Raw genomic sequence first — 22,560 nt, 5'->3', positions numbered from 1 at the left:
AAAGGGGATCTATGAAACTAGTTGACTTAAGTATTACAGAGTTTGCCAAGGTCCTTGGTTCAGATGCTCCAGCTCCAGGTGGTGGTTCTGCTGCTGCCCTATCCGCTGCGAATGGGATTTCCCTTACAAAAATGGTCTGTGAACTGACCATTGGAAAGAAAAAATACGCTGAATTTGAAGACCACATCAAAGGGGTTCACGAAAAAAGCGCTCACCTCCAAGACCAGTTACTAGAAGCCATCGACAAAGATACAGAAGCTTTCAACGTTGTATCAGCTGTCTTTGATCTTCCAAAAGAAACGGAAGAAGAGAAAGCCGCTCGTCGTGAAGCCATGCAACAAGCCTTGAAACAGGCAACTGAATCTCCTTTCTCTATGATGGAGCTCATCGTTGAGGCGCTTGAAACCACCAAAAAAGCTGTCGGCAAATCCAACACCAATGCGGCGAGTGACCTAGGGGTGGCTGCTCTCAACCTTAAAGCTGGCCTTCAAGGGGCTTGGCTCAACGTCCTGATCAACATTTCAGGAATCAAGGACCAAGACTTTGTCCAAGAATACCACAGCAAGGGACTTAAACTCCTCCAAACAGGCTCTGATCTTGCAGACAACATTTACCAAACCATTTTAGAAAGTCTATCATAAACCTAACAAACAAAAAGAAAGAAGGGATTCTATGGTTTTATCGGATATTGAAATTGCCAATTCTGTCCAAATGAAGCCCATTGCCGATATCGCTGCTGAACTTGGATTGACCGAAGACGACATTTCGCTCTACGGAAAATACAAGGCTAAAATTGATAGCAACCAATTGGAACAATTGAAAGATAAGGAAGATGGAAAGCTGATCCTCGTGACAGCCATCTCTCCGACACCTGCTGGAGAAGGAAAGACAACCACCTCTGTTGGATTAGTCGATGCCCTCTCAGCTATTGGTGAAAAAGCCGTCATTGCCCTGCGCGAACCTTCTCTTGGCCCTGTCTTTGGGATCAAGGGTGGAGCTGCCGGTGGTGGGTACGCCCAAGTGGTTCCAATGGAAGATATCAACCTTCACTTTACCGGAGACTTCCATGCCATTGGGATTGCCAATAACCTGCTTGCAGCTTTGATTGACAACCACATTCACCATGGAAATGAGTTGGGCATCGATTCTCGTCGGATTACCTGGAAACGGGTGGTCGACATGAACGACCGTCAACTCCGCCATATTGTCGATGGCCTTCAAGGAAAAACAAACGGGGTTCCTCGTGAAGATGGCTTTGACATCACAGTGGCTTCTGAAATCATGGCTATTCTCTGTCTCTCAGAAAATATCCTTGACCTCAAAGAACGCCTCGATCGCATCATTATTGGGTACAACTACCAAGGACAACCAGTCACAGCTAAAGACCTCAAGGCTGGAGGTGCTATGGCAGCCGTCCTCAAAGATGCCATCCATCCCAACTTGGTACAAACCTTAGAACATACTCCTGCTATCATCCACGGCGGACCTTTTGCCAATATTGCTCATGGCTGTAACAGTGTGCTGGCTACTAAACTAGCTCTCAAATATGCAGACTATGTTGTGACAGAAGCTGGTTTTGGAGCAGACTTAGGCGCTGAAAAATTCATTGACATCAAGTGCCGCATGGCTGGACTCAAACCTTCTGCCGTAGTCCTCGTCGCAACCATCCGAGCCCTCAAGATGCATGGTGGAGTTGCCAAAGCGGACTTGGCTACTGAAAATGTCCAAGCCGTTATCGATGGTCTACCAAACCTAGACAAACACTTGGCCAACATCCAAGAAGTCTATGGCCTACCTGTGGTCGTTGCCATTAACAAATTCCCACTGGATACAGAGGCAGAGCTAGAAGCTGTCTATGAATCTTGTAAGAAACGCAATGTAGATGTTGTCATTTCGGATGTCTGGGCACATGGTGGTGCTGGTGGACGCGATCTAGCTGAAAAAGTCATTCAACTGGCTCAAGAAGAAAACCACTTCTCTTATGTCTATGACCAAGAAGACAGCATCGAAACAAAATTAACCAAGATTGTTACAAAAGTCTATGGTGGTAAAGGCATCAGCTTAACACCAGCAGCCAAACGCGAACTCAAAGAATTAGAAGCTCTTGGCTTCTCGAACTACCCAATCTGTATGGCCAAAACCCAATATTCCTTCTCAGACGATGCGAAGAAAATGGGAGCACCAAAAGATTTCACAGTTAAAATCAGTAACCTTAAGGTGGCTGCTGGAGCTGGCTTCATCGTAGCTCTCACTGGTACCATTATGACCATGCCTGGCCTACCTAAAGTTCCTGCCAGCGAAAAGATTGATATCGATGCCCACGGCAATATCACTGGTCTCTTTTAAGAAAGAAGGCGTCCTATGGTGACTCTCCTTCATCTTACCCCCGCAGATTATCAAATTTCTACTTGGTCCGGTGGCCAAACCACCCAACTTTTCCTCTCCCCAGAGGGAGGAAGTTATCCAGATCGGACATTTGACTTCCGCCTCTCCACCGCAACGGTAGAGGTTGAAAAAAGTAACTTTACCGATCTCACTGGCTACCACCGAATCTTGATGCCCTTGAATGCCTCCATTCGGCTCACCCATCAACAGAAAGAAGTGGTTTTGAACCCCTTTCAAAGCTACTTCTTTGATGGGGGAGATCCAGTATCTAGCCAAGGGACTTGTCAAGACTTTAATTTGATCTACAAACCTTCTTATCAGGGGCATATGAGTGCTATATCCCCAAAAGAGAGTGTCAAAAGTCAGAGTCGCTATCAATTGATCTATGCTCTCTGTCCGCTAACACTAAAATGGGGAACGAATCATTCTCAAATCCTCCAAACTCACGAGCTCCTGGTGATCGAACAACCATCTCCCCTTCAAGAGATGACAATCACGTTTTTACCCCATCAGTCTGGGGAGCAACCGATTGCTATCTGGACTGGACTACAATAATGTTCACAAAGGAGAAACATTATGAACGGAGCACATAAACAGTCGATTGAGGAACAAGAAAAAGCGAAATTCAGCTTTAGTGGTGCCACTCTATACGGTATCAACGCCGTCATCGGATCTGGTATCTTCCTCCTCCCTCAAAAAATATATTCTGGCCTCGGACCAGCCTCCCTAGCTGTCATGTTCGGAGTAGCCATTCTCGTCATGCTACTATCAGCCTGTCTGGCTGAAACGGCTGGCTACTTCGATAAAAACGGTGGAGCCATGCAGTACTCAAAAGCCGCTTTTGGAGACTTCGTTGGCTTTAACGTCGGGATTCTCGGTTGGGCCGTTACTGTTATCGCCTGGGCTGCCATGTTAGCCGGCTTTGCTAAGATCTTCATCATTACCTTCCCAGCATTTGAAGGCTACAACCTTCCGATCAGTATCGGTATGCTGATTCTCTTGAGTCTGATGAACGTCGCCGGTCTGAAAACCTCTAAGATGTTCACTCTGACAGCTACTGTTGCAAAATTAATTCCAATTGTCCTCTTCTCGCTCTTTGCCATCTTCTTCATCTCTGGCGGGGTAAGCAAGGGCAACTTCACACCTTTCCTTCAATTGGAAAGTGGAACAAGTCTCTTCAGTTCTATTTCTAGTACAGCCGTCTACATCTTCTACGGTTTCATCGGATTTGAAACCATGTCTATCGTAGCAGGGGAAATGCGCAACCCTGAAAAGAACGTTCCTCGCGCTATTCTAGGTTCTATCAGTATTGTATCTGTTCTCTACATGTTGATCATCGCTGGAACAATCGCCATGCTGGGTGGTCGCATTATGCAAACCGGTGCACCAGTACAAGACGCATTTGTCGAAATGATTGGCCCTATCGGAGCCCCACTCGTTTCTTACGGAGCCCTCATTTCAATTGCCGGTCTAAACATTGGTGAATCCATCATGGTCCCTCGTTTTGGTGCCGCATTAGCAACTGAAAAACTCTTGCCAGAGGGTCTTGGAAAAACAAACTCTAAGAATGCTCCTGTCATTGCCATTATCATTTCTGGTATCTTCGCTTTCTTACTCTTGTTATCTGGCTCTTTCGAATCGTTAGCAACCTTTAGTGTTGTCTTCCGTTTCTTCCAATACATTCCAACTGCATTGGCAGCCATCAAACTCAGAAAAATGTACCCAGACAAAAAGGTTACCTTCCGAGTGCCATTTGGTCCTGTTATCCCTGTTCTAGCTGTTGTGATCAGTATTTTGATGATCGCAGGGGACAACCTAATGAACTTTGTCTGGGGGGCCATCGGTCTCGTGATTGCAAGTGGACTTTACTTTGTTTTCCACGGCGATAAACTACATAAATCGAAAACCCTTCCTCACTAATTTTCTTTACACAGTAGATGGGAACGTAGACGGGAGCGAAGCTCAGTTTTGCTCCCTAACCCATCTAAGACTCCACGAATGGCAAACCTGAGCCCTTTTCTCTAAGACTCTTCTCAAACTTCTTAAGATCAATAGACAATGGGCTCATGTTTGGTATTCAAACTGAAGTATACACATCTACTTCCCCAGAACAATTATTCATAATCGGAGGTTTTATATGACTCAATTGATTCATTTAGACGGCAATAGCTTAACACTCGAAGACGTCATCGCTGTAGCTCGCCATGGTGCCCAATGTGAGCTTGACGAACAAGCAAAAGAAGCTGTCGTCGCATCCCGTAAAATTGTCGATGATATCGTCCGTGAAAAACGAGTTGTCTATGGTGTGACCACTGGCTTTGGTTCCCTCTGTAATGTCAGCATCTCTCCAGAAGATACTGTTCAACTGCAAGAAAACTTGATCCGAACACACTCATCTGGTTTCGGTGATCCACTTCCTGAAGATGCCGTTCGTGCCATCATGCTGATCCGTATCAATTCGCTCTTGAAAGGCTATTCTGGCATTCGTCTGTCAACTGTTGAAAAACTGTTGGAATTGCTCAATAAAGGGGTGACTCCTTATATTCCTGAAAAAGGCTCTCTCGGAGCTTCTGGAGACCTTGCTCCTCTTTCTCATATGGTTTTACCAATGCTAGGCCTTGGACGCGCCTACTACAAAGGAGAACTTCTCAGTGGTCAAGAAGCCTTAGATCGTGCTGGAATTGAAAAGATCCAATTGGCTGCCAAAGAAGGACTTGCCTTGATCAACGGTACGACCGTTCTAACCGGTATCGGAGCTCTTGCGACATATGATGGTATCCAATTGCTCAAACTATCTGACATTGCCGGTGCTCTCTCAATGGAAGTCCACAATGGAATTACCAGTCCATTCGAAGAAGATCTTCATACCATCCGTCCTCAAAGTGGACAACTGGCAACTGCTCGCAATATCCGTAACCTCCTGGAAGGAAGCAAGAACACAACCGTTGCGACTCAACAACGGGTCCAAGATCCTTATACACTCCGCTGTATCCCTCAAATTCATGGAGCCAGCAAGGATTCTATTGCTTACGTAAAAGAAAAAGTTGAAATCGAAATCAACTCTGTCACAGATAACCCAATCATTACCAAAGAAGGACACGTCATCTCAGGAGGTAACTTCCACGGTGAACCAATGGCGCAACCATTTGACTTCTTAGGCATTGCCCTTTCTGAAATTGGGAACGTATCTGAACGTCGGGTGGAACGCTTGGTCAATAGCCAACTCAGTAAATTACCATCCTTCTTGGTCAAACACCCTGGACTCAACTCAGGCTTCATGATTACCCAGTATGCTTGTGCATCCCTTGCATCTGAAAATAAAATTTTGGCTCACCCAGCTAGCGTCGATTCTATTCCTTCTTGTGAAAACCAAGAAGATTTCGTCAGCATGGGAACTACTGCCGCTCGTAAAGCAGCAGAAATTCTTAAGAACTCCCGTCGCATCGTTGCTACTGAAATCATGGCAGCTTGCCAAGCCTTGGATCTCAAGCCAGAAAATCATGAACTTGGTAAAGGTACAAAACCAGCTTATGAGCTGATTCGCCAAAAACTGAACTTCATTGAATTTGACAAAGATATCGAAATCTTTGAAGAACTCAATAAAGCATCTGCTGTTGTCGAAAGCGAAGAATTCTTAGCAACCATCGAAAAAGCAGTTGACTTAAGCATTCAATACTGATACAGTAAGGATAAAGCAAAACAGAGGCTGGCGATCTTCTCAGCCTCTGCATGCTTTCAGAAAAATAAGGGAGGCGACAGGCTTGCTCACAAACTACTATCCAATGACCTATAGCTACTACCAAGGTAGCATCGAGGACAATCCCTACACTGCCAAATGGGGAATGGTCACCAAATTTTTAGACCTAAACGATGAGACCCTCACTCCATTTGAGGGGATGACCTTTGGGATCATCGGCTTTAAGAGCGACAAAGGAGTCTATATCAACAACGGGCGCGTGGGAGCGGTCGAGGGTCCTACAGCCATCCGTTCTCAAATCGCCAAACTTCCATGGCACTGGGGAACCAATGTAACAGTGTATGATGTGGGAAATATTGACGGGCCCAACCATTCACTAGAAGAACTCCAAGAAAGTCTCTCACAAGCGATCCGGCGCATGTACCAATTAGGGATCCAACCTATTGTCCTAGGAGGCGGTCACGGAACTGCTTACGGCCACTATCTAGGGATTCAATCCAGTTTGAAAAAAGATGAACAACTGGCTGTGATCAATCTGGATGCCCACTTTGATTTGCGTCCTTACGACCAAACCGGGCCTAACTCTGGAACAGGTTTTCGTCAAATGGCTGATCATGCTAAAGAAAAAGGGCAGGACTTCCCTTACCTCATCCTGGGGATCCAAGAGCACAATAATAACCTCTTCCTCTTTAATTACGTTGCTAAAACACCAAGCATTGATTTCTTAACCGGGCAAGACCTCTTCCAGATGAGCCACCAAGCCATTCTGGATCGAATCGATCAATTTTTAGAAAACCAAACCGCGATCTATCTGTCTATTGATATGGATTGCTTCGCGGTCGGCTCTGCTCCTGGTGTTAGCGCCATCCAATCACTTGGTGTCGATCCTAAACTGGCCCTCATGCTTCTCCAACACATTGCTGCCAGTGGTAAACTAATCGGATTTGATGTCGTGGAAGTTTCTCCTCCTCATGACATTGACAACCATACTTCAAACCTTGCTGCGACCTTTATCTTTTACTTGACCCAAATATTGGCGCAACAAAAACTGAACTAAGAAGATTTCTACACACATAAAAAGCATAGAAACACTCATTGCTAGGGTATTTCTATGCTTTTTCTTCGTTTTCAGACACAATGATCTTTGCCTGAAAGGAGGCATGGCCTCTTATCCTTCACTTATGATTTAGATAAGAGACACTACAGGTCTTTTAATTTCTTAAGAAACTGACGATCTCTGTAAGGATTCAAGTGTTGCTCTGCCACCTTCTTGTAGTAATTCTTATCTTCTTTCAAGAAGGTCCTCAGGGCAGGATCGAGCTCTTCTCCCTTCTCCTTTTGATTAGATAAGAAAGCCAATAGATAATGAACCATTCCCTTATCCCGAGAATTGGCAGATGGTTTCATCGTCCTTTCTTTTCGAGCCAGATAAGCCGCAACCTTCTCTTGATCTCCTTGCTGACAGGCAATTAAGGATTGGTAAAATTCGAGCAATTCTTCCTTCCAAGGGAAGCGAACACTGGACAAAATCTTCTGAGCTCTGTCAAAACAGCGGCGAGCTTGGATCAAATCTCCCTTCCAATAATAGGCGATTCCAAGATCAATATCAAAGACAACACGGACGGAATCAACAGCTTGATCTCCCACCAAACGTAGAACCTCTTCTAAGTGGGTGACGGCTACTTGGAAATGGCCCCTAATTTGCTCAATTTCAGCGAGGTAGGCCAAAGAAGCCGCAATTTGAATGGCATACTTGACCTGCATGCTATTGGTCAAACTAAAGCAATCAATAGAACGATACAGATGCCGGGTCGCCTGCTCCTCATCCCCAACCATCAGATGATACAAGCCTTTCAAGCGCAACTGGATCGCGATGATCTCATGATTGTTAGCTTGGATAGCATCTTCCAGAGCCAAATCTGTATAATAGGCCATCTCAGAAATATTTTCTGTTTGAATGCAATAATAAATGATTTGCCGATAACCCTCTAAGAGGAAGTCTGACTGTTTGAGTTCCCGCGCATAGGAGATGACTTTTTGGATATCATGAATCCCCTTTTGATACTCCCCACTTCGAATAAAATAGCGACCTTCTAGGTACAAGTAACGCAGTTGCAAATACTTGTATTCTCTATCTCTTTGGTGCCTTGAAAATAGGTTATCTAATTCTTGGCGTAGGCGGGATAGCTCTCCCAAAATGTCCAAATGGCTATTTGTACCATCTGATAGGAGCCCCTCATCTGCCTTGGAATAAATCGGAAACAGTTCATGCTCCAGCTGAAGGATTTCTTCTAAGTAGGTCAACTCAAACGATAAGGAGCGCAAGGGATTTTGCGATTGTTTGTATTGGTAGGCAATTTCCTTATAAAAGAGAAGGTCCGTCGAATCTTCTAAGGTTTCTTCCAATTTTTGCGCAATTTGTTGGTGGAAGAGACGCCGTCTAGCTGGCGAGAGGAGATGGTAAAAGTACATGGCTACCAATTGCTTGCAAAATTGAACCAAGAGATCCTCCCCTTCTTCTACGATTGAGACGATCCCTCTTTCAGATAATGGTTCAACTAATTCTGTCAAAACAGGAAGCTCTGTAGCCGTCAATTCTGCCAAGATAGACAGGGAGATTGGCTTATGAAAACAAGATAAGTAGTGAAGAAGGGCCTCTTCCTCACTGCTCATATCTCCAAGTTCCTGAGAAAGATAAGCTTGGATGATATCCGGCAAGGGCTCTAAATTTTCATTTTCTTTCCACTCTTCGATATAGCTGGACAGGAAGAACGGACTGCCCTCACTCCATTCGACCATCTGCTCTATCACGGCCGGCTCTATTGCTCCCAGTTCCCCTTTCAAGAGAGCACGACTTTCACTTGGTTCAAAATTGGTCAACTCTAGTTGAGACAAGCGTTTCTCTACCTTCAAGCCCCCCAAGAAGTTGACGAAGGAAGCTGGCAGAGGCTCTTCCGCTGTAAAAATTAGTTGCCATTTTTCCTGATTTCTTCGCTCTTCTAGTTGTTTCACTTTTTCTAGAGACACTGCATCGATCCACTGGGCATTTTCAAGAAGAATCAGGAGCGGTTTTTCTTTGCTAAGGCCTTGAAGCTGATTCCACACTGAAATGAGGTCATCCTCCCCTTCCAGAAATGGAATCCCCATCTCATCTCCCAGTTTCTCTAGAGCTTGTTTGAGATCATTCCAAATACTTCCTTCGTAGCGTTGACTAGTAGCTTTTCCTTCAACCTTGATAAAGTTAAAACTGCGATTGGACATCAAGACCAACTGTCGTAACAGACGTTTCTTACCTGTTCCAGATTGCCCCATCACCAGAAAAGGACCTACTGCTTCACCCGTCTCGACTAAGGAAAGGTATTCCTCAAGTTGTGAGAGTTCTTGTTTCCGGCCAAAAAAGGAAAGTTCACGGATATTCAAGCGATTCGTCAGTTTATGAGTTCGTTTGGCTTCCAAAACGGAGTGATAAAGTTCCTCAATCGCTCGACTGGGACGCACACTGAGCTCGCGATCCAATAAATCGACAAGTTTATAATAGGTCTCGAAAAATTTTCCTAACTGGTGATGGAAACTATAATACTCCATCAAGAGCTGGTAGTTTTTCTCTTCAAATTCATCCAGCTCTACCAAATGATGGAGCAAGAGTTCTATACTAGGATCTCCGAAACCGACCTTTTTAATTTTTTGATAGCAGCTTTCGACGTAGAGCTTCCTATAAGCATCCCGTTTGCGAGAAGCCCACTGATCAAATTCTTCATCATCTTTGACATAGAAGCCCTCTAAAAAGTCTCCCCGATATAGATCCAAGGCACTTAGTGGATCTCTTTCAAAGAACTGGACATCCAAAGAAAGACTCAAATCAGGATTAAGAGCCAAACTGCTCCGGTTTGGAGAGACAATGATATCTCCCTCAAAGATTTTATTGGCTTGGTAAACCGTATTCCGTAAGTTTTTGCGGGCTACTTGGTTTTCCTTAGCTCCCCAAAGAATACCGGCGATTTCATCACGGTTTACCTGGCCCATAACTGCTAAATAATAAAGTAAGGCCTCCATCTTCGAAAAAGAAAAACGAATATCTTTCTGATTAAAAACAACCTTAGGGGGTCCAAATAATTTCAGCTTAAGCTCTTTTTTCATTGCAAGCGCCTCCAAAAACTTCATATTAATACTATAAAAAAAAAGTTGGTTTTTAGCAAGTGATTGACCCGAATAAAAAGAGACTGAGAACTATTCTTTCTCAATCTCTACACTTCCTACTAAAAGTGTTGATTAATTCACTTCAAAATTCGGTTGATGAGCAAATAAGGCCTTTGTTGCTTGGTAGACGTGGTAAGCGACATCTTCATTGTTCATGGTGTAAAGATGGACACCTGCCACATCTTGAGTAACCAAATCAACGATTTGATCGACTGCATAAGCCAAGCCAGCTGCGCGAAGAGATTCTGGATCATGCTCATACTTGTCTAAAATGGCTTTAAACTTCCGTGGGATATGAACATTTTCACAAGTTTTGAGGAGACGAAGGGCCTGGTTTCTGTTAAGAATCGGCATCACTCCTGCATGAATAGGAACATTGATCCCAGCTAAAGTACACTTATCTTGAAAATCATAGAAACGCTCATTGTCAAAGAAAAGTTGAGTCACTAGGCTCGAACATCCAGCATCCACTTTCTTTTTCAGATTTTGAATATCTGAAATTTGATTTGGAGAATCTGGGTGACCTTCTGGGTAACAAGCACCAATCACATCAAAGTGAGGAGCTTCTGTTTTAATAAATTCAATCAAGTCCGTTGCATAACGAAAGTCTTTTAAAGGTTCCACACCAGGAATAATATCTCCACGAAGGGCCAAGATACGGTGAACTCCTACTTGATCTAACTCATGAAGGGTATCTGCTACCTTTTCCTTACTGAGATAGATAGCTGGTAAGTGGGCAATGGTCGGAATAGACAATTCATTCTGAATATGATTGGCTAAAGCAACCGTCGTCTCTTTGATATTGTATTTGTTATTGCTAGCGGTCACACTAATAAAGTGAGGGGCTAGCTCCTGCATATTTGCCAAGGCCCGGAGGAGTTTGGCATTGCCTACTTCAGGATTTGGAGGAAAAACTTCAAATGACAGAGACGGTGTGTGTTGTGACATATTCTATCCTTTTCTTTTGTTTCGTTGATCAAGAACTCTGAGCCACTGTTTCTAGGATAAGGGATGAGTCGAAAACCCTCTACACGATGATAGAAGGTCCTCGAAACATTTTCTTACAAGTGTTCACGCGCTTCTTTAGCAGCATTAACTAGTTTGATCAAGCTTTCTTTTGTTTCTTTAATTCCGCGAGTCTTCAAACCACAGTCAGGGTTGATCCAAACTTTGCCACTTGGTACTTTGGCCAAGATCGCTTCGATAGTGTGATCAATTTCACCGTCTTGTGGGACACGTGGTGAGTGGATATCGTAAACCCCAGGTCCAACTTCTGTTTGGAAGTTTTTGGCTTTCAACTCATCCAAGATTTCAAGGTTTGAACGGCTAGCTTCAAATGAGATGACGTCCGCATCCAAGTTATCGATCGCTGGGATGATATCTGTAAATTCTGAGTAACACATGTGCGTGTGGATTTGTGTATCTGGCGCTACAGTTGAGTGTACCAAACGGAAGGCTGGAATCGCCCAGTCAAGGTAATCTTCGTACCAGTCGCTACGACGAAGTGGCAATTTCTCACGAAGAGCAGCTTCGTCGATTTGGATGATTTTCACGCCTGCAGCTTCAAGGTCAAGAACTTCATCCTTGATAGCAAGAGCGATTTGAAGAGTAGAATCCTTGATAGAGATGTCTTCACGTGGGAATGACCAGTTAAGAATGGTAACAGGTCCAGTCAACATCCCTTTAACAGGTTTATCTGTACGGCTTTGTGCGTAGCTAGACCATTTCACAGTGATTGGGTTAAGACGAGTAACATCTCCCCAGATGATTGGTGGTTTCACCCCACGCATACCGTATGATTGTACCCAACCGTTTTTAGAGAAGAGGTAACCAGACAAGTTTTGACCGAAGTACTCAACCATGTCGTTCCGTTCAAATTCACCGTGTACAAGAACATCAAATCCAACTTCTTCTTGCCATTTGATCCATTCATCAATTGTTTCAGCAAGGAAGGCATCGTATTCTTCTTGAGTCAATTCACCCTTACGGAAGGCCAAACGTTTAGCACGAACTTCTTTCGTTTGAGGGAATGAACCGATGGTTGTTGTTGGAAGCGCTGGAAGTTTGAAGGATTCTTTTTGGATTTCTTCGCGTTCTGCGAAAGCTGGCAAACGAGTGTAGTCTGCTTCTGTCAACGCTGCGATACGAGCATGAAGTTCAGCATTTGCTCCGACACGTTCGGTTGCAAAGAGTTCTTTGTTGGCAGCAAGAGCTTCTGCACCTTGACCATTGCGGATGGCATCCAAATCACGCAATTCACCCAATTTTTCAACCGCAAAGGCGAAGTGGTCCAAAATAGCTGGTTCAAATTCTTCATTAGCAGTTGTAAATGGCACATGAAGAAGGGAGCAAGAAGTCGTCAAGACAACCTTTTCAGCTGGAACTTGATCCAAGATTTCTAAGCTCTTTTCATAGTTGTTGCGCCAGATGTTTTTCCCATTCACAATACCAGCATAAAGGGTCTTATCAGCTGGGAAGCCACCTTTCACCAATTCAAGTGTTTTCTTCCCTTCAACAAAGTCAAGACCGATACCATCTACTGGCAAGTTCACAAGGTCATTGTAGACATCACGAACATCACCAAAGTAAGTTTGGATCAAGACTTCAAGACCTTTCTTGTCAGCCAAGAGTTTGTTGTAGAGGTTCAAGAAGAGAGCTTTTTCTTCAGCTGACAAATCTTTGACAAGAGCTGGCTCATCGAGTTGAATACGAGTCGCACCAAGCTCAGCCAATTTGGCAAAGACTTCTTGGTAAGCAGCAACCAAGCTGTCTACGAAGTCTTCAGCTTTCACACCATCTTCAAAGTCAGATAATTGAAGGAAAGTGAATGGTCCAACCACTACTGGACGAGTATCAAGACCCAATTCTTTGGCTTCTTGGTACTCATCAAAAATCTTGTGACCAGCCAATTTCACTTCTGTTGTTTTTTCAAATTTAGGAACGATGTAATGGTAGTTGGTGTTGAACCATTTTTTCATTGGAAGGGCACGGACATCCCCTTTTTCACCTTGGTAACCACGCGCCAAAGCGAAGTATTGTTCAAGGTCTGTCAAATCCAAGTTTTGAACAGATGCAGGCACGACGTTGAACAGGAAGGCTGCATCAAGGAAATTGTCGTAGTGTGAAAAGTCATTTGAAGGAATCTCTGAGATGCCTTGTTCTTTAACGATGTTCCAGTGTTTTGCACGCAAGTCTTTAGCAGCTGCCAAGAGCTCGTCTGCTGAGATTTCTTTTCTAAAGTATTTTTCAGTTGTAAATTTTAATTCACGGAATTCACCCAAACGTGGGAAACCGATAATTGTAGTTGACATGTTGTGTCCTCCAAAAATTCTAATTGACACTATCATATCAGAAGATAGCCGTCTTGTATAATTGCTTTTACACGAATTTTGATATAGTCAAAAACTATAACACAGATTTAATGGGCCTTGAGACCAGAAATTAAAAGCAAAAACTAGGACTCCTTATAAATATTTCCTATAGCCCAAGCGTCTCCCGAAGCATTTTTGAGCGGATTTTGCTAGAAGAACAGCCCCTAAAAAGTAAAGAGAGTGGGACAGAAATCGGTAATTCGTTAGAATTTGATTTCGTCGTCCCACCTCCGCACAGTTGAGTAGGGCTGTAAAAGCTGATGAAATCAGCGTAGTAGAGCCCACTCAACCACTGCGTCTTGCTCGACAATCCAAAAATAATTGAGAGGCTAGGACTTTTGTCCCAGCCTCTTCTACGAGGAAGTAATTTCCTCTATTTTTTCATTTGCTTCATTAGGCTAATTTGACACAGAAGGCATCCCAAGGGGCCAACTTGCCTGATTCGAGGACTTGTTCGACCTTGGTATTGGCAATGAGAACCTCTTCAACCCCATTGACGAGCGGCAAGTCTTGCTCTTGACTGGAGAGATTGACAACTACCAGATAGGCTTGCTCTCCTTCCACCCGCTTGTAGGCAAAAACCTTGTCTGCTGCGTCCACCAATTCATAATCAGCAGTCACAAGCCAAGGATACTCTTTTCTCAAAGCAATGAGGGCTTGGTAGGTATAGAAAATAGAGTCTGGATCTGCTAGGGCAGCCTCCACATTGATCTCTTTGTAGTTTGGGTTGACCGCAAGCCATGGACGGCCTGTCGTAAAGCCGGCTTCTGCTTCATCATTCCACTGCATCGGTGTCCGTGCATTGTCCCGACCAATATGGCGAATTTGATCCATGATCACTTCGAGCGGAACCCCTTTTTCTAAGGCTTCATGAGCATAGTTGATCGACTCGATATCTTCTACGTCCTCAAGGCTCTTAAATGGATAATTGGTCATTCCGATTTCTTCCCCTTGATAGATATAAGGAGTTCCCTTCATCAAGTGAAGCAGAATCGCTAAAGCCTTGGCCGATTTAACACGGAAGTCGCCATCATCCCCCCAAGTTGACACAATCCGTGGCAAATCGTGGTTGTTCCAAAAGAGGGAATTCCAGCCTTCCTCTTCTCCTAATTCCGTCTGCCACTTGGTGAAAATTTCCTTCAATTTAGGCACATCCAATTCCTTAGCGTAGTGCCACTTTGGTTGACCCGGTTGGTATTGAAGGCCGATGTGTTCAAATTGGAAAACCATGGACAATTCCTGATTTTTTGGATTAGAGTATTGCTTGGCAATCTCTGGAGTTGCTCCCCAAGTTTCTCCCACTGTGAGCAGATCCTTATCGCCAAAGGTCGCTTGATTCATTTCCTTCAAGTAAGGATGGAGCATGGGACCATTGCTGATGATTTCCTGATCTGGGATCTTACCGATCATATCGATCACATCCATACGGAAGCCACCAATTCCCTTTTCAATCCAGAAGTTCATCATGTCATAGATCTGATGACGAAGCTCCTCATTTTCCCAGTTAAGGTCTGGTTGCTTCTTACTAAAGTTATGCAGGTAGTATTGACCTGAAGCTTCATCAAATTCCCAAGCAGAGCCACTAAAAGCTGAAATAATGCCATTGGGCTCATCGCGCCAAATATAGAAATCTCGCTTTGGACTGTCTGGGTTTTCACGCGCCTCGATAAACCAAGCATGCTCATCAGAGGTATGGTTGACCACCAAGTCCATGATGATTTTGATCTTGCGTTTCTGACCTTCTGCGATCAATTCTTCCATATCTTCCATGGTACCAAAGATGGAGGCAATATCCTCGTAATCCGAGATGTCATAGCCGTTATCATCCATGGGACTCTTGTAGACTGGTGAGAGCCAGATGGCTGTAATCCCTAGCTTTTCCAGATAGTCTAGCTTGCTCGTGATCCCCTTGAGATCCCCTATGCCATCGCCATTACTATCCTTGAAACTTTTTGGATAAACTTGGTAAATTACGGCATTATGCCACCATTTTTGTTCCATTTTTTCTTCTCCTTTATGATTGTGAAATCATTTTCATCATACAAAAATAGGGGTGAAATTGCAAGAATTTACAAGTCTTCATTCTCTTCACTGGAATAAATCACTTCAAAGAGACGTTGGCGCAAGCCTTCCTCCAAAGGCGTGATGACCTTCATCAACTGTTTCCAATCCTTGGCTCTTGAACAGGCCGCAAATAATTCATTTTTCCTATCGTAGGCCAGGTTGGCAGATTTTAAGAGCTCAAACATCCGATCTTCTTTGGCAATCGGACGCGATTGCAGCTCACCCATCGCAATTTCCTGACTTTGATTGTCTACTAAAATAGGGGCTGTCTCAAAGGTATGGAGCAAGAAACGGTGCTGTCTCTTTTCAGGAAGCAAGGCTAGATCACCTGACAGATCCATCCTAATCTTTTTTTCATCCCAATCGACTGTTAGGCGGGTTTCAACCTTGCTAGCTCCTTCTCCTTCGACGAGTACGAAGGAACGATTGTCACCTGGGAAGAGATGCCAGTCCAGCATTTCTGGAAGGTCTACTCCTGTCTGTGGTTGTGCATCCATAGGGATGATGGCTCCTGCACGTGCAAAGACCGGAATATCCTGGCTGGACCTAAAGACCGTAAGCTTGCCTCTTCCTTCATACTTCCAATCATGGAAGAAATCGTACCAAACGCCGTCTGGGAACCAAACGCTCACAGAAGCACTATGAAAGACAGGATCCAGCGCTTCGGTAATTGGTGCCACCATGAGTTCACTACCAAAGAAATATTGATTCTTCGCTTCATAAGCCTCTTCTTCATTTGGATAGTGGTAATAGAGGGGTTGAACCAAAGGTAGCCCTTCTTCGTGTGTCGCCACATTCATGGTGTAGAGATAAGGTAGTAGGCCATGGCGCAGGCGCAAATACTGCTTCATCAAGCGACAGGTCTCAGGCGAGTAAAACCACGGTTCCTTGCTGTTAAAGGCATTACAAGAACTATGAAGTCGATTAATCGGGCTAAAAACCCCAAACTGCAACCAGCGAAGAGCCAAGTCTTCATCATAGTAGCCCCGCATATGGCCACCGATATCATGACTCCACCAGGTGTAGCCGATATTGGAAGCTGTGCTGGTAAAATAGGGTTGAAAGGCTAGGGATTCCCAAGTTACAATAGTGTCCCCTGAAAAACCGATCGGATACCGATGGCTGCCGGGACCCCCATATCGTGATAAAATGAGACCAGCTTGGCCTTTTCGACAATTGTCTAGATAATGATAGTGATTTAACAACCAAAGGGGATCCATCTTGCCATGACTTCCCTGTTGCCAATCAATCCACCAAAAGTCGACTCCTTGATCTTCCAAAGGATGGTGAACATCTTCGAAATAAGCTTCGCGAAAGGCTGGACTATAAAAGTCAAAGCTAGCTGCTTCTTCTTTTTCAGCATCCAGTCCCAAGCGTTTTGCGACCATGGGATAAGCATCTTCGAAAGCGCGAATTCCATCTGCCGGATGGACATTTAAGGTCACCTTTAAACCACGCTCATGCAGGCCATTTAAGAAGGTAGCTGGATCAGGAATCAAATCCCGGTTCCAACTATAGCCAGTCCAACCACTTCCAAAGCGAGCAGGAATCGCCGTCTTGTGCCAGTCCATATCGATCACACTGACTGCAAGAGGCACTCCTTCTGCTTTGAAACGATCCATCAAATCTGTATACTCCTGACTGGTATAAGGCCAATAGCGGCTCCACCAGTTTCCCAGAGCATAACGTGGCAAGAGGGGTGGCTGTCCTGTCAGATGGTAAAAATCTTTCAAGGCACCTAGATAATCGCGCCCATAACCGAAGAAATACAAATCCACTTCTGGATAGGGCCGTGCTCTAAACCCGCTTTCGTCATCATACAAGTAGGAAGCGGAATCGTCTAAAAGAGCATAACCGGCCTTGCTCAAGATCCCATCTTGCAACTCCATAGCCCCATCGACCTCGTCAAGCGTCCGACTGGTCCCCTTTAAGGTCTCCGGCTGATCTCCATAATGCCACCGGCTCCCATAGACTGCATACTGACCCTTGAGTTCGATAAAAAGCCGATCCGGGGCAAAAGGTCCCTTTTCAAAATGGAGGTGGAGATGCTCTGTATGAAGATCGAGGACCTCTTCTGTCTCTATAACCTCGCAGGCAACAGGTCCAAAATCTCGATTTTGTACAACTTGCGTCTGACCATCTTCAAAAACACCATCCTCTGAGTATTCCAAGCGCACCAAGGATTCCGTTAATACGGAGATCCGATAGTTTTCTCCCTTTATCACTGGTCCTGCCATTTATTTTTCCTCCTCTTTTTATAGGGCATCTGACTCGCCCTCTTTTCATCTGCTTCGCCTCACAAAGTAAGCGCTTACGATTTTACTATAGCACTCAAAAAAAGGCCTGTCAACACTTGACAGAGCCTTTCCTAAAATTTTATAAGATCAACTCCCCCAATTGATCAAGAGATACATGAGACTCGAGCCAAACATATCTGCCAAGGCATGCATGAGGAAAAATGGCAAGAGATTCTTGACGACTTTCTTGTACATGAAGTAATAAAAGAGTCCATAAATGACGCCAATCACAAAGGCCCAGAGAAGCCCTTGATAGGTGTGGAAGGAAAAGCGGATCAGGGTTGAAAAGGCCAGCGCCTTCCACTTGTTCTTCTCACTTACCGAAGTCATTAAGCCCAAAAAGAAAAATTCTTCATAAAATCCATTGAGTAAGCCATAAGCAATCGCCATGGGACTCAAAGCCATGAACTTATGGAGGATCTGCATAGGATCGATAAAAGGCCAAAGACTCGGACTTAGGTAATTGTATTCACCCGAAACCGTTGAGATTACATCCCCAAAAAGTCCCATCGCTGCAAAGAGCAGGGGCACCCAGATCAAGGTGGACCACTTGAAGCGGATTGGCAATTGTTTAAAATCAAAGCGACGGAGCAACAAGTAAAGAAGAGCTAGAGTCAGCAAGATCAACTGCAAGGTCATATTGCTGGAATAAGCAGCCCCTTCACTTGCAGTATTGCTACTGCTTGTGGCTACTGCAGTCTGCGCGACTGGCTGAAAACTGGCTAAAAACAGCTGGGTCGAGCGGACAATGAATTGCCCAAAGAGAATGACCGTCACAATGCCAATATCAAACCATTTGAGCTCTTTTAAGGGCTGTTTGGGTCGTATTCTGTTAAAAAATGTCATCTTTCATCCTTCTATTCCCACAATGGAAGTATTTTTGTTTCTCTTACTTTAGCAATCAATGCTTAAAGAAGAGTTAACCTAGAGAAGAAAAAAACGACCTTTGGGCCGTTTCCATTACACTATTAGTCTAACAAATCTTGGATTCTATCTAAATATTGGTTGTCTGTCACTGCCATCACGCGCACCCCTTCAGGCCAGATAAAGTCGGGACCAATCTGAATATGAAGCGGTTGGTCTTCCGCATCTCGATAGCCGATAATATTGAGATGGTACTCCTCTCTGACAGCCAAGTCCTGAAGGCTTTTTCCTACCCAGCTAGCTGGAACCGTAAACTCAGCCACCACCACTGCTTCATCCAACTGGAAGACTTCAATCCCGTGTTGGAAGAGGATCATCTTAGCGAGGGACATCCCCGCTTCTACCTCTGGTAGGATGACCAAATCAGCTCCAATCTTCTCAAGGACTTCCTTGGTCACTTCATTCTTGACCTTGGCAATGACGTGCTCGACGCCAAGTGCCTTACAGTGCATGACCGCCAGGACACTTGATTCCAAGTTTTCTCCCGTCGCAATGACGACTGTGTCACAGTTCCCAATATCTGCCGCATCCAAGAGGTCCATTTCCGTAATGTCTCCAACAATCCCAGTTGTAATCATAGATTCATACTGGTTGATCACATCTTCATGATCGTCAATTGCAATGATATCCACATCCTGGTCCTGCAGGGTTTTTAAGACACTCTGTCCAAAAATCCCTAATCCCAGAATTCCAATGGTTCGATTTGCCATAAGTCTCTCCTATCCGATAATGATGTCTGCCTTGGCATATTGCAAGGCATCTGCCTTTTTGGCCTTGTAATTGTTCAAGCTGACCATAAGGGTCAAGGGGCCGATCCGCCCAATAAACATGAGCAGCATGATGATGCCCAGCCCTGCTCCATTTAAGGTCGAGGTCACATTAGCCGTCACGCCCACTGTCGCTAAAGCCGATACCACCTCAAAGACCAAGTACAGAAAACGTTGACCATCCGGAGTCACGAGACAAAGACCAAAGAGTCCAAGGAGAAAAGTCAACTGGAAAATCACTGCCGTCCCCAAAGAGCGTTGGACCAAGTCTGGAGCGATGGTGCGCTTACCCAGGTTGGTATGTGGCAAGCCGAGCAACTCTTTGCGCGCTAAGAGAATCAGCACCAAGAAGGTGGTGATCTTCATCCCTCCTGCTGTCCCACCTGGTGCCCCACCTAGGAACATCTGGAGGATATAGACAAAGAGTGTCACAGGTCGGACTGCTGTATAATCCAGTGAGGCAAAGCCAGCCGTCCGCATACTGACCGTTTGGAAAAAGCTGACCAAGATCTTCTCTCCCAATGGCAGGGACCCAATCGTTGCCGGATTATTAAACTCGGTCAAGAGGCTGGTTACTGTCCCAAAGAGGAGAATCGCAGCTGTTAACCAGAGAACCACCTTGGTATGAAAGCGAAGAGTCCGTCGTCCTGATTGGTTACGGGCCTTGGTAGCTAGGTCAAACCAGACCATGAAGCCCAAGCCCCCAGTAATGATCAGAGCAGACAAGGTCAGATTGACCAACCAATCGGTCTGGAAGCTCATCATACTATCACCTCCAAAATTATCAAAGCCCGCATTACAAAAGGCCGAGACCGCAACAAAGATGGAGTTAAAGATCCCATGCCCCCAGCCAAAGCGAGGGATAAAGCGGGTCATGAGGAGCAAGGCCCCCACCCCTTCGATGGTAAAGGTGGTAATAAAGATGGAGCGGACAAAACGGGCCAAGCTCTGGTTATTGCTAAAACTAAAACTGTCCCGAATGGTCTGCCGGTCCTTGTAACTAAGTTTTTGGCGACCTTCCATAAAGAAGAGACCGATAAAGGTCAAGATCCCTAGGCCTCCGATCTGGATCAAGAGCATACAGATCAATTGCCCCAAACCATTATAGGTCGAAGCCACCGACTGGGTAAAGAGCCCCGTCACACAGACCATGGAGACCGCTGTAAAGAGGTGGTCGATATAGCCTGCTTTTGAGCTCGCTTGCTGGACAAAAGGCAGACTCAATAAGAGCGAGCCCACCAGGATAACCAAGGCAAAGCTGAGAAAGATTCGCCTTGCCGGAGACAGGCTTTTAATTTTGGCCTGCCATTGTTTAAAAAATAATTTGACTAACATAGCTTCATTGTATCATAAAAAGTGAAAAGACCTACAAGTGATGAACCATCTCTAGGCACAATTCTAGGGCCTTCTCAAAAGCTTCAGCACCCCAGTCACGCTGGTCATAATTTTCCAGGTCTGCAAGAGAATCTGCGGTAAATAGGAGCAAGCCCCAAACTGCATCACGAAGCTGGGCGACCGCTGCAAGTGAGGCACACTCCATCTCCACAACACGACACCCTTCTTCAATGCGATAGGCCACCTTGTCAGGTGTTTCTCTATAAAAACCGTCCGTCGACCAGGTCATGACCTCTTGATAAGGAATGGCCTGCTGTTTTAGAACTGTTTCAATGGCGGTCAGTGCACGACTGTCCACTTCGATATAACGGGAAGGCGCTACATAATGGTAACTAGCTCCCTCATCTCGCAAGGCCTTGGTAGGGATCAAGAAGGCATTTTCTTCTATGTCCACCAAGACCCCACAGCTACCTGCCGATATAATCTTCTTCACCCCATAGCCAATCAACCAATCCATGAATTGGGCAGCAGCTGCAGATCCAACTGGCGCTTGGGCCAAGCAGATTTCCTCTCCTTGGTGCTCCATGACATAGACCGGATAGGTCTTGGTAGCTGAGACAAAGCTAGCTACTTGTTTGGCTCCGACAGCTTTGGCAAAGCGCTCAATCTCATCCTCCAGGAAAGCATACACACATTTTTCAGGTAGGTGCAGATCAAGTCCCTCATGGGTCGGCATAATGACTGCCTGCGGGTTGTCATCAAACTCTAAAATAGGAATTTCATGTTTATGGATCATCGTTTCTCCTTTTTGACGGGTATTTCTTTGATGACACGGGCTGGATTTCCTGCAAGGACCACATTGTCTCCAAAGGATTTTGTGACCACTGCTCCTGCGCCAGCGACCACATTGTCACCCAGCGTGACACCAGGGAGAATGGTGACCCCTCCTCCTGCCCAGAAATTGTCCCCAATCGTAATCGGAGCTCCGTACTCGAGACCAGAATTGCGCTCGTCTGGATCCAGTGGGTGCAAGGGTGTCAAAAATTGGCAATTGGGACCAATCATGGCATTCTTTCCAATCGTAATGGGACAGATATCCAACATGGTCAAATTGTAATTGGCATAGAAATTTTCTCCCAGATGGATATTGACCCCATAATCTACAAGAACCTGTCGATTAAGATAGAGGTTTTCACCGGTTGAACCAAACCACTCTTTGATGATAGCTGCCCCTTTTTTAGGATCCACCTCTTGGTTAAAAGCTTCTTGTTTCTCCCGAGAGGCTTTTGCCAAAGCCCGTAATTCAGGGTCCGCAGGTCTATAATAGTCACCCGCAATCATTTTTTCATATTCACTGGCCATAAGGAAACCTCCACGTTATTTTGACATATTATAGCAGAATTTCCCCTTTAAAACAAACGTCAGAATAAGGCTTTACAAGAAAAACGATCATAAATACTTAAAGATAATTAAAAACACTTGCATTAACTTAATAAATGATGTAGAATATAGGCAAGAACAGA

16 protein-coding genes are annotated in these 22,560 nt (G+C 44.9%); 6 read left to right on the top strand and 10 right to left on the bottom strand.

From position 1 onward, the window contains the following. The first annotated feature begins 11 nt into the window (after positions 1-11). From ACESR9_RS06765 to hutG, 6 genes are all read left to right on the top strand, one after another. Positions 12-641 (top strand): cyclodeaminase/cyclohydrolase family protein, encoded by a 630-nt coding sequence (locus ACESR9_RS06765; RefSeq protein WP_373106163.1) that lies wholly within the window; start codon positions 12-14, stop codon positions 639-641. 31 nt (positions 642-672) lie between these two features. After that, positions 673-2,346 (top strand): formate--tetrahydrofolate ligase, encoded by a 1,674-nt coding sequence (locus tag ACESR9_RS06760; RefSeq protein WP_373106162.1) that lies wholly within the window; start codon positions 673-675, stop codon positions 2,344-2,346. Positions 2,347-2,361: 15 nt separating this feature from the next. Next, positions 2,362-2,940, top strand: coding sequence for a HutD/Ves family protein (locus ACESR9_RS06755; protein WP_373106161.1), 579 nt, complete (start codon positions 2,362-2,364; stop codon positions 2,938-2,940). A gap of 21 nt (positions 2,941-2,961) precedes the next feature. Continuing rightward, positions 2,962-4,305 carry an APC family permease gene (locus ACESR9_RS06750; RefSeq protein WP_373106160.1) on the top strand — a complete coding sequence of 448 codons (1,344 nt, stop codon included), beginning with the start codon at positions 2,962-2,964 and terminating at the stop codon, positions 4,303-4,305. A 217-nt stretch (positions 4,306-4,522) separates the two neighbouring features. Beyond that, positions 4,523-6,064: a histidine ammonia-lyase gene (gene hutH / locus ACESR9_RS06745; RefSeq protein WP_070675281.1), complete on the top strand. Its 1,542-nt coding sequence runs from the start codon at positions 4,523-4,525 to the stop codon at positions 6,062-6,064. 82 nt (positions 6,065-6,146) lie between these two features. Continuing rightward, positions 6,147-7,139, top strand: a complete 993-nt coding sequence (hutG, locus tag ACESR9_RS06740) for a formimidoylglutamase (RefSeq protein ID WP_373106159.1) — start codon at positions 6,147-6,149, stop codon at positions 7,137-7,139. A gap of 143 nt (positions 7,140-7,282) precedes the next feature. On the opposite strand, the gene ACESR9_RS06735 is transcribed toward hutG, so the two are convergent. The 10 genes from ACESR9_RS06735 to ACESR9_RS06690 all read right to left on the bottom strand — a co-directional run bounded on the left by ACESR9_RS06735 (position 7,283) and on the right by ACESR9_RS06690 (position 22,399). Continuing rightward, on the bottom strand, positions 7,283-10,219 hold the full coding sequence (locus ACESR9_RS06735; protein ID WP_373106158.1) for an ATP-binding protein: 2,937 nt from the start codon (positions 10,217-10,219) through the stop codon (positions 7,283-7,285). 132 nt (positions 10,220-10,351) lie between these two features. Next, positions 10,352-11,227 carry a methylenetetrahydrofolate reductase [NAD(P)H] gene (gene metF / locus ACESR9_RS06730; protein ID WP_049490369.1) on the bottom strand — a complete coding sequence of 292 codons (876 nt, stop codon included), beginning with the start codon at positions 11,225-11,227 and terminating at the stop codon, positions 10,352-10,354. Between the two features lie 113 nt (positions 11,228-11,340). Then, positions 11,341-13,590 carry a 5-methyltetrahydropteroyltriglutamate--homocysteine S-methyltransferase gene (gene metE, locus ACESR9_RS06725; RefSeq protein WP_373106157.1) on the bottom strand — a complete coding sequence of 750 codons (2,250 nt, stop codon included), beginning with the start codon at positions 13,588-13,590 and terminating at the stop codon, positions 11,341-11,343. 453 nt (positions 13,591-14,043) lie between these two features. Next, positions 14,044-15,651: an alpha-glucosidase gene (locus ACESR9_RS06720; RefSeq protein ID WP_373106156.1), complete on the bottom strand. Its 1,608-nt coding sequence runs from the start codon at positions 15,649-15,651 to the stop codon at positions 14,044-14,046. Between the two features lie 68 nt (positions 15,652-15,719). Beyond that, the gene (locus tag ACESR9_RS06715) at positions 15,720-17,951 is read right to left on the bottom strand and encodes a glycoside hydrolase family 31 protein (protein WP_373106155.1); all 2,232 of its coding nucleotides are present in this window, start codon (positions 17,949-17,951) and stop codon (positions 15,720-15,722) included. Positions 17,952-18,098: 147 nt separating this feature from the next. Next, positions 18,099-18,857: a CPBP family intramembrane glutamic endopeptidase gene (locus ACESR9_RS06710; protein WP_013904123.1), complete on the bottom strand. Its 759-nt coding sequence runs from the start codon at positions 18,855-18,857 to the stop codon at positions 18,099-18,101. A 122-nt stretch (positions 18,858-18,979) separates the two neighbouring features. Next, the gene (locus tag ACESR9_RS06705; RefSeq protein ID WP_003008667.1) at positions 18,980-19,645 is read right to left on the bottom strand and encodes a potassium channel family protein; all 666 of its coding nucleotides are present in this window, start codon (positions 19,643-19,645) and stop codon (positions 18,980-18,982) included. Positions 19,646-19,654: 9 nt separating this feature from the next. Beyond that, the gene (locus ACESR9_RS06700) at positions 19,655-21,037 is read right to left on the bottom strand and encodes a TrkH family potassium uptake protein (RefSeq protein WP_373106154.1); all 1,383 of its coding nucleotides are present in this window, start codon (positions 21,035-21,037) and stop codon (positions 19,655-19,657) included. Positions 21,038-21,068: 31 nt separating this feature from the next. Beyond that, positions 21,069-21,833 (bottom strand): nucleoside phosphorylase, encoded by a 765-nt coding sequence (locus ACESR9_RS06695; protein WP_373106153.1) that lies wholly within the window; start codon positions 21,831-21,833, stop codon positions 21,069-21,071. Further along, on the bottom strand, positions 21,830-22,399 hold the full coding sequence (locus tag ACESR9_RS06690; protein WP_024055061.1) for a sugar O-acetyltransferase: 570 nt from the start codon (positions 22,397-22,399) through the stop codon (positions 21,830-21,832). The genes ACESR9_RS06695 and ACESR9_RS06690 overlap by 4 nt, the downstream gene beginning before the upstream one ends. Between the last annotated feature and the right edge of the window lie 161 nt (positions 22,400-22,560).

Source organism: Streptococcus parasanguinis, assembly GCF_964238605.1.
In the GTDB taxonomy this organism is placed as follows: domain Bacteria; phylum Bacillota; class Bacilli; order Lactobacillales; family Streptococcaceae; genus Streptococcus; species Streptococcus parasanguinis_AJ.
This window is presented reverse-complemented; position numbering and strand designations above follow the sequence as displayed.

Excerpts from the sequence above, each read along its gene's own strand:
- ACESR9_RS06765 (WP_373106163.1), top strand. The coding sequence starts at position 12 with ATGAAACTAGTTGACTTAAGTATTACAGAGTTTGCCAAGGTCCTTGGT.
- metF (WP_049490369.1), bottom strand. The coding sequence starts at position 11,227 with ATGTCACAACACACACCGTCTCTGTCATTTGAAGTTTTTCCTCCAAAT.
- hutH (WP_070675281.1), top strand. The coding sequence starts at position 4,523 with ATGACTCAATTGATTCATTTAGACGGCAATAGCTTAACACTCGAAGAC.
- ACESR9_RS06760 (WP_373106162.1), top strand. The coding sequence starts at position 673 with ATGGTTTTATCGGATATTGAAATTGCCAATTCTGTCCAAATGAAGCCC.
- ACESR9_RS06750 (WP_373106160.1), top strand. The coding sequence starts at position 2,962 with ATGAACGGAGCACATAAACAGTCGATTGAGGAACAAGAAAAAGCGAAA.
- ACESR9_RS06695 (WP_373106153.1), bottom strand. The coding sequence starts at position 21,833 with ATGATCCATAAACATGAAATTCCTATTTTAGAGTTTGATGACAACCCG.
- ACESR9_RS06715 (WP_373106155.1), bottom strand. The coding sequence starts at position 17,951 with ATGGCAGGACCAGTGATAAAGGGAGAAAACTATCGGATCTCCGTATTA.
- ACESR9_RS06705 (WP_003008667.1), bottom strand. The coding sequence starts at position 19,645 with ATGGCAAATCGAACCATTGGAATTCTGGGATTAGGGATTTTTGGACAG.
- ACESR9_RS06710 (WP_013904123.1), bottom strand. The coding sequence starts at position 18,857 with ATGACATTTTTTAACAGAATACGACCCAAACAGCCCTTAAAAGAGCTC.
- metE (WP_373106157.1), bottom strand. The coding sequence starts at position 13,590 with ATGTCAACTACAATTATCGGTTTCCCACGTTTGGGTGAATTCCGTGAA.
- ACESR9_RS06735 (WP_373106158.1), bottom strand. The coding sequence starts at position 10,219 with ATGAAAAAAGAGCTTAAGCTGAAATTATTTGGACCCCCTAAGGTTGTT.
- ACESR9_RS06700 (WP_373106154.1), bottom strand. The coding sequence starts at position 21,037 with ATGTTAGTCAAATTATTTTTTAAACAATGGCAGGCCAAAATTAAAAGC.
- ACESR9_RS06755 (WP_373106161.1), top strand. The coding sequence starts at position 2,362 with ATGGTGACTCTCCTTCATCTTACCCCCGCAGATTATCAAATTTCTACT.
- ACESR9_RS06690 (WP_024055061.1), bottom strand. The coding sequence starts at position 22,399 with ATGGCCAGTGAATATGAAAAAATGATTGCGGGTGACTATTATAGACCT.
- ACESR9_RS06720 (WP_373106156.1), bottom strand. The coding sequence starts at position 15,651 with ATGGAACAAAAATGGTGGCATAATGCCGTAATTTACCAAGTTTATCCA.